Annotated in this window: 7 protein-coding genes; 1 reads left to right on the forward strand and 6 read right to left on the reverse strand. The window is 41.8% G+C overall.

Annotated elements, in window-relative coordinates:
- Positions 1 to 173: 173 nt before the first annotated feature.
- From LD39_RS05690 to LD39_RS05710, 5 genes are all read right to left on the reverse strand, one after another.
- Positions 174 to 527, reverse strand: a complete 354-nt coding sequence (locus tag LD39_RS05690; protein WP_035543831.1) for a hypothetical protein — start codon at positions 525 to 527, stop codon at positions 174 to 176.
- A gap of 5 nt (positions 528 to 532) precedes the next feature.
- Positions 533 to 958 (reverse strand): ATP-binding protein, encoded by a 426-nt coding sequence (locus LD39_RS05695; RefSeq protein ID WP_035543832.1) that lies wholly within the window; start codon positions 956 to 958, stop codon positions 533 to 535.
- Positions 959 to 1130: 172 nt separating this feature from the next.
- Positions 1131 to 1436, reverse strand: coding sequence for an STAS domain-containing protein (locus LD39_RS05700; RefSeq protein WP_035543833.1), 306 nt, complete (start codon positions 1434 to 1436; stop codon positions 1131 to 1133).
- Positions 1429 to 2817 (reverse strand): methyl-accepting chemotaxis protein, encoded by a 1389-nt coding sequence (locus LD39_RS05705; RefSeq protein WP_035543837.1) that lies wholly within the window; start codon positions 2815 to 2817, stop codon positions 1429 to 1431. The genes LD39_RS05700 and LD39_RS05705 overlap by 8 nt, the downstream gene beginning before the upstream one ends.
- Positions 2818 to 2921: 104 nt before the next feature.
- Positions 2922 to 3998, reverse strand: coding sequence for an undecaprenyldiphospho-muramoylpentapeptide beta-N-acetylglucosaminyltransferase (locus tag LD39_RS05710; protein ID WP_035543839.1), 1077 nt, complete (start codon positions 3996 to 3998; stop codon positions 2922 to 2924).
- Between the two features lie 104 nt (positions 3999 to 4102).
- Here LD39_RS05710 and LD39_RS05715 point away from each other — a divergent pair, with 104 nt between their 5' ends.
- Positions 4103 to 5476 carry an MATE family efflux transporter gene (locus LD39_RS05715; RefSeq protein ID WP_035543840.1) on the forward strand — a complete coding sequence of 458 codons (1374 nt, stop codon included), beginning with the start codon at positions 4103 to 4105 and terminating at the stop codon, positions 5474 to 5476.
- Positions 5477 to 5526: 50 nt separating this feature from the next.
- On the opposite strand, the gene LD39_RS05720 is transcribed toward LD39_RS05715, so the two are convergent.
- A complete protein-coding gene (locus tag LD39_RS05720) occupies positions 5527 to 6954 on the reverse strand; it encodes an aldehyde dehydrogenase family protein (RefSeq protein ID WP_035543841.1) in 1428 nt (475 codons plus the stop codon).
- Positions 6955 to 7247: the final 293 nt, after the last annotated feature.

Here is a 7247-nt window from a genome sequence, read left to right on the forward strand (position 1 = left end):
TGAGGAGGCTCAGCGCATGTCCGCGGAAAGGGAGTCGTTTTTCCCCGTCACCATCCCCGCACATAAAAGTCTCGAAACTGAGTCTTCAACAAACGGGAGCTTATGTTTAATGAGGGGGAATAAGATAATAGAAACATAATAAAAAAGCTGCTGATACAAATCAGCAGCACAAATTAATGTCTTCGTTTATTTTCTATATACTTTGGCAATCGAATCTCAAAAACAAAGTATGAAAAGATTCTTAGAAAAACAGGATAGAAAGCTAGAATTCCGAGTAAGTCTCCAATTCCGCCAAGAATGTTCGTGGTAAACATCACCACGGATAAGATGAGCATCAGCATAATGGTAATGATGCCTGTAACTCCGTTCACTGGTGTCCAAGTGCCGGCTATCGTTTTCGTATCTTGTTCGAGCAGTTCAAAACAACGATAGTGGTAAGGACGGACTCGGAACCAATTCGAAGCTGTGACTAGTTCATCCCTGTCCTGTATTTCTTTATAACAATAACGACAAATGTTTGTATTCACACCATCTACTCCTGACGACGATATTTTTTCATCAGCAAACATTCATTGCCCTTATCATTATATCGTAAATCGTCCATAACTCGAAGCATTAAGATTATTCCCCGGCCGGTTCCTTCAAGGTCCTCAACGTCCGGAAACCAATGCTTCATATCACTAGCCACTTGATAGTCTCTCCAATTAAACCCTTCACCGCAATCTTGCACTCTGACAATCATCATTGAATCTAAGAATGTAACTTTTAACTTGATGGATTCTTCACTAGCTCCGCCATGGCCATGCTTCCAGGAATTAATAATCGCTTCAGAGATGGAGGCGTCCACCAGTAATTGATCTTTTCCAAATCGTTGAACTAAGTGTGGATAAAATTGCTTTCGTATTTCACGTAAATCTTTAGGGTGAAAGATGTTGGCCTCATAAGATGTTTTCATCATTCAACCTCTCCTCTTCAAAATCGATTAAGCGTTTTCTTCTCCATGCATCTAAACACTCCACACATGTGCTTTCATCCTCTGTATTCCCTTATCTGCAAGTTTGTAAAAGGATATAGTAGATAATTGTTAAATAAAAATACCAAAGAGAACAAACCCTCTTTGGTAGAATATCCTAATCATAGAACTTAAAAACACGTGTAAGCCTTGTTATAGTAAAAATTTCCAAAATTGAGTCTTTTGCCCCTCTTATGATGAGCTGACCTTGCTGCTGGAGTACTCGTTTATGGATCGTGACTAACACTCCTAAACCTGCACTATCGATAAAAGAAACCCGAGAAAAATCGATATCGAAATCAATAAAGCCTTCCTCATAGGAACTTAGCAGCTTTTCTCTCATTTGTGTCGCTTCCTCTACATGAATATCTCCCGCTAACTTCATTGTGACTTCACGATTATGATGCTCGAGTGCTTCAATCATTTTGCTCCCCCCTATTCGAGTAGTCTGTCAGTAAGAGAGAATCAGTGCTTTTCCCTACATGGAAGACAGTGAGCTCATCGCTCAAATGAGTAGCCATTTGACTCATCTGTTCGGAAGTCCCTGAAATATTTCGAATTGCTTCCTGAACCTCTTTCATACTTCGATTTACTTGGGCTGATGAAGACTTCGTATGATCGATGAATGCTCCCAAATCCTTAATTAAATGAATAATATCTGTACTTGTCGCCACTTTTTCATCGGTAACCTCTTTGATTTGATTCATCTGACTTACAGATGACTGAACAAAACTCTGAATATGGTCAAGCGCTTCCCCTGCTTCTTGAACAGACACGACACCTTCATCTACAAGTCTCGTATTTTCATCCATTTCTTGAGTGGCTTTATGAGTGGTTGACGTTATCGTTCTCACAATCTCGTTCACTTCTTCCGCTTCTTTCGTGGACTGCTCAGCTAATTTCCGGACTTCATCTGCCACGACGGCGAACCCTTGTCCCGCCTCCCCTGCTCGTGCAGCTTCAATGGCTGCATTTAAGGCGAGCAAGTTCGTCTGGGCTGCAATATTAGAAATGGTATCTACCATTGCCGTTATCCTCTCTGAGTACTCTTTGAACCTTTCTACTTCTCTCTTCGTAGAATCACTTTGTCCTCGAATTTCCTTCATCTTAACCATAACCTTGTCCATTGAACTGTGCCCGATTTCCGTTGCCTGAAGTGTTTGTTCAGAAACACCCAGCGCATCATCTGCTCGTCCCTGCGCTATTTGAATAAGCGACGATAATTCCAATAGACTCTGTGATACCTCTTCTATCGTACGCTCTCCTCTTTCTGAGAGATCATCGAGAAGTTGACTTTGATGATGCACCTCTCCGGCTTGTCCTTCCACTTCTTCAACAGATGCAGAGTTTTCTTCTGAAATGGCTGCTACGGATTCTGAAGATTCTTTAAAAGTATGAATAACACTTCGAAGCTTACGATTCAAATCATTAAAGTTGTTAGACAAACGCCCTAATTCATCATTTTGATCCAATTGCAAATCTACAGACAGATCAATCGTCTCCCCATGCATATCTTTCATTTGTGTACCCATTTCCAAGAGAGGTTTTGAAACATATTTCCGGATACCATAGCCTACAAACATAACCATAATGATTAAATTAACAATGATTGTAAAATACGTCTGAATGAAGGCTACCCCCGTCGATCCTAAAACGTCAAGCAGCCCTGAGTTCAGCATACGCCGCTGAAGATAAGAAATTGGCGTCCCTAATAGTAAACTGAATAATGTTGCTAAAAAAACGATAAGCATCAACTTACGGTTAATACTCATCTGCATGCTCTTCTTATTCTTGAACCATTTCATCCCTTAACCCTCCTTGAGCTAAACATACTTTCTTCATATATCGACAAAATTCTCATGAATTGAATAAAAAAACCGCTATGTAAATGAACATAGCGGTTATCACGTTATTTATTTTTTTCATGTGCTTGAATGATAGAAATGACTTTGTTTTTCGTCTTGCGGCTTTGATAGCTTTCCATTTGAGACAGAAGTTTATCTTTATTCGCCATCAAATCACGTACTTCCTGCAAAAAGCGTTCATCCGTCAATTCCTCTTCTTCAAGCTTATGAGCATAGCCCTGTTTCACAAAAGAGTCAGCATTCAAAATCTGATCGCCACGGCTTGCTTTCCTTGATAGAGGTATCAAAAGCATCGGTTTATGAAGAGCTAAAAACTCGAAAATGGCATTCGATCCAGCTCTTGAAACGATATAATCCGTTGCAGCAAACAAGTCTTTGAGTTCCTCATTCACATATTCAAACTGAGCATATCCCTGCCGATTGATGCATGTGTCTTTATTGCCTTTCCCGCACAAGTGTACAATCTGAACCTCTTTTAATAGTTCATCTAGATTATGACGAACAGCGTCATTTAGAGCCTTTGAACCTGTACTTCCACCCATTACCATAATGACTGGTTTTTGTTTATGAAAACCACAGAAAGACAGGCCTTTGGAGCGTTCTCCTTCAAATAGTTCTTCCCGTACTACCGCTCCGATGAATTCGCCTTTCCCTTCAGGCAAGTGGCTCATCGTTTCAGGGAACGTCGCAAGAATCTTCTTTGCAAATGGGAAGGATAATTTGTTCGCAAGTCCCGGAGTATAATCCGACTCATGGATAATCGTTGGTACATTTCTGATTTTAGCTGCTGCTACAACGGGTACGGAAACGAATCCCCCTTTTGAGAAAATGACTTGTGGCTTTCTTTTTCCTATGATTCTAAGCGCCTGCAACAATCCTTTCATGACTTTAAATGGATCTTTGAAATTTTCTTTAGACATATATCTTCTCAGCTTCCCTGTGGAAATGCCATGGTAGGTCACTCCCTCCAGTGATTCAATCAGTTGGCGTTCAATACCGTCGTAAGAACCAATATAATCAACAGTATACCCTTGTTTTTGAAATTCAGGGATAAGGGCAAGGTTTACGATCACGTGACCTGCAGTTCCCCCACCTGTAAATAAGATACGTTTTTGACTCATTTTCTAACGTCCTTTCTCTGGTGCTTCCTATAGGTAAAATTTATTCATTATGCTATAATCCTCGTATTCCTCTAAAGGAATTGTAACAGAAAAGGAAGGATCCTATGTATGAAACAACGACACTTCGCGAAAAAATAAAACTGTTTACGACGATTCTGTTTCCTATTTTAATCACGCAACTAGGCATGTATGCGATGAATTTCTTCGATACCGTTATGGCTGGAAAAGCGGGACCAGATCAGTTAGCTGGTGTAGCCATCGGTTCGAGTATATGGGTGCCTGTATTCACAGGCCTGAACGGAATTCTCATGGCCATCTCCCCAATTGTCGCCCAATTGAAAGGAGCAAAAAGAGATCAGGAGATACCCTGGTCAGTCAAGCAAGGGGTCTATCTCGCCATAGCGCTTGCCTTAATGATTGGTATTGGCGGATTCTTTCTGCTAGATCCGATCTTGTCACTATTAAATATAGAAACTGAGGTCAACTATGTTGCCAAGTATTATTTGATTACGTTAGGCCTTGGCATTATACCGCTGTTCGTATTTAATATTCTGCGTTCCTTTATTGATGCGCTGGGGTTAACAAGGATATCGATGACGATCATTTTGCTGACCTTGCCCACCAATATCTTATTCAACTATCTGTTCATATTCGGAAAATGGGGGGCACCTGAACTAGGCGGCGTCGGCGCAGGGGTGGCTTCTGCTTTGACGTATTGGGTGTCATTTGTAATTGTTATCTTCACAATACATAAGCTTCATCCATTGAAAACCTATAAAGTCTTTTCCGACTGGGTTCCTCCTTCCTTGAAAGAATGGTGGGAGCAATTGAAGATCGGAGTTCCAATCGGGTTTGCTATTTTCTTTGAAACAAGTATCTTTGCAGCCGTTACTTTTTTCATGACAGCCTATGATACCTACACCATTGCCGCTCACCAGGCCGCAATCAATTTTGCCTCATTCCTTTATATGGTTCCCTTGAGTATCGCCTTCACTCTCACGATCGTCGTTGGATTTGAAGCAGGAGGCCGGAGGTTCGACGATGCACGATCTTACTCCTATCTGGGGATCAGCACAGCTGTCCTCATGTCCGTTCTTGCCGGATTGATCTTATATATTTTTGATGATGCGGTTGCCAGACTATACAGCTCAAACCCTGAAGTAATTGAGCTCACGAAGAACTTTATTTTCTTTGCGATCTTTTTCCAGCTCTCTGATGCATTTGGCGCACCGATTCAAGGTGTGTTAAGAGGTTATAAGGATGTGAACATTACGTTAGTCATGGCGTTCATCTCCTATTGGGTCATCGGACTGCCCAGTGGATATGTACTCGCGAACTATACGTCTCTAGGTCCCTACGGCTATTGGATGAGCCTGATCATTGGCCTGACAGCAGGTGCGATCACTCTATTACTTCGCATGCTTTACTTACAAAAGAAGAACATCGCTGCCGCAAACAATAAACCGTCTCCATCCTAATTGGAAGGAGACGGTTTTGTTTTTACATATCTGTTATACGCTCTTACTAGTTATTGATTCAAATTCATGACAATCAAGCGTTCTTCTGTCATGTCTTCAATCGTATATTTAGGTCCTTCTTTCCCCCAGCCGCTGCCTTTCACACCGCCATAAGGCATAAGGTCGACACGATACTGGGAGGAATCATTGATCATCAAGCCGCCAACCTCAACATTACGAGCGGCATAGAAAGCAGTGTCGATATTTTGAGTGAATATTCCACCTTGCAATCCATACTGGGATCGGTTGACTTCATCAATGCACTCTTTTATATCTGTGAACGGAATCAAGTTAACAACAGGCGCAAATATTTCTTCACAGACGACTTTCATATCTTCTTTAACATCAGTCAAAATCGTCGGTCTTAAAAGAGCACCTTCCCGCTCTCCACCATGGACGATTTTCGCTCCCGCTTTCTTCGCTTCTTCAATCCATTCTTCTGCACGTTTCGCCTCATCTTCACTGATCATTGGACCGACGTCTGTATCTGGATCGTTCGGGTTTCCTACGTTCAATTCTTTTATCGCCTCAATGAACTTCTGCTGGAACTCTTCTCTGATGTCCTCATGGACATACAGTCTTTGTACGGAAATACAAACTTGTCCTGCAAAAGCATAGCTCTTAGCCGCGACATTCTTAGCTGCTGCGTCAATGTCAGCTTCTTTATCTACAATGACTGGAGAGTTATTTCCAAGTTCGAGGATAAGCTTGTTTAACCCGGTATTCTGCTTCAGTTTCAGCCCAACTTCTGCACTGCCCGTAAAGGTGTACATATTGATCCTGGAGTCTTCCATCATTTGATTTCCTACGGTTGATCCTGATCCAACGACTACATTAAGGAACCCTTTAGGCAATCCAGCTTTTTCGAATAATTCTGCGAGCTTCAGTGCTGAGACAGGGGTCTTGCTTGCCGGTTTCAGTACAACAGCATTTCCTGCAGCTATGGCCGGAGCAATTTTATGTGCAACGAGGTTGATCGGGAAATTGAACGGACTGATCGCTCCAACTACTCCTACAGGCACTTTAATAGTAAATGCCATGCGGTTTTCTGAGCCCGGAGCGGCTTCCACCGGAACACCTTCCCCATGAATACGTTTAGCTTCTTCTGCAGCTAGCTCAAAAGTTTGCGAAGCCCTGTCGATTTCTGTTTGGGCTTGTTTCAACGGCTTACCGGCTTCCATTGTAATGTTTTTAGCCAGTTCTTCTTTGTTTTCTTGAAGCAGCTCACTTACTCTCTTCAAAATCTCATAACGCTGATAGGCTGACAAAGGGTTCGACTTGAATGCACGTTGGGCAGCTTCTACCGCCTGGTCAACTTCCTTCTCAGAAGCTTTTGCAACACGTACATACGTCTCTTGCGTATATTTATTTAGTACATCTAGTTGATCTTCTGTAGTTACCCATTCTCCATTTATAAAAAGTTGATAAGATTTTACCATCTTACAAATCTCCTTCCCATGGAATCTATTGTTTGTATTGCCCTTCTCACACTTAACTAAACTTCGAGCAACATCCAGAAAACCCCTTTCCAATACCTGCTGTCCGTGAATATTTTTATTTCTTTAGATCTTTTAGACCTTTTTTTATCATTTAGGCTCTATTCAAGTATAGTGCAGTTATCTGGAAGACTCGATTTCGAGATGTTTGTAAGCCTGTTTCCTTTACTAGGGACAGAATTAGGAGGTCCTGGGAATCACTCGCTTTCCGTGGGCATGTGGTGAGCTTCCTCAGA

The organism is Halobacillus sp. BBL2006 (assembly GCF_000786645.1).
In the GTDB taxonomy this organism is placed as follows: domain Bacteria; phylum Bacillota; class Bacilli; order Bacillales; family Halobacillaceae; genus Halobacillus.

What these genes read in the sequence shown, in the direction of transcription:
- LD39_RS05695 (WP_035543832.1), bottom strand. Translation starts at nt 958, where the DNA reads ATGATGAAAACATCTTATGAGGCCAACATCTTTCACCCTAAAGATTTA.
- LD39_RS05700 (WP_035543833.1), bottom strand. Translation starts at nt 1,436, where the DNA reads ATGATTGAAGCACTCGAGCATCATAATCGTGAAGTCACAATGAAGTTA.
- LD39_RS05705 (WP_035543837.1), bottom strand. Translation starts at nt 2,817, where the DNA reads ATGAAATGGTTCAAGAATAAGAAGAGCATGCAGATGAGTATTAACCGT.
- LD39_RS05710 (WP_035543839.1), bottom strand. Translation starts at nt 3,998, where the DNA reads ATGAGTCAAAAACGTATCTTATTTACAGGTGGGGGAACTGCAGGTCAC.
- LD39_RS05715 (WP_035543840.1), top strand. Translation starts at nt 4,103, where the DNA reads ATGTATGAAACAACGACACTTCGCGAAAAAATAAAACTGTTTACGACG.
- LD39_RS05720 (WP_035543841.1), bottom strand. Translation starts at nt 6,954, where the DNA reads ATGGTAAAATCTTATCAACTTTTTATAAATGGAGAATGGGTAACTACA.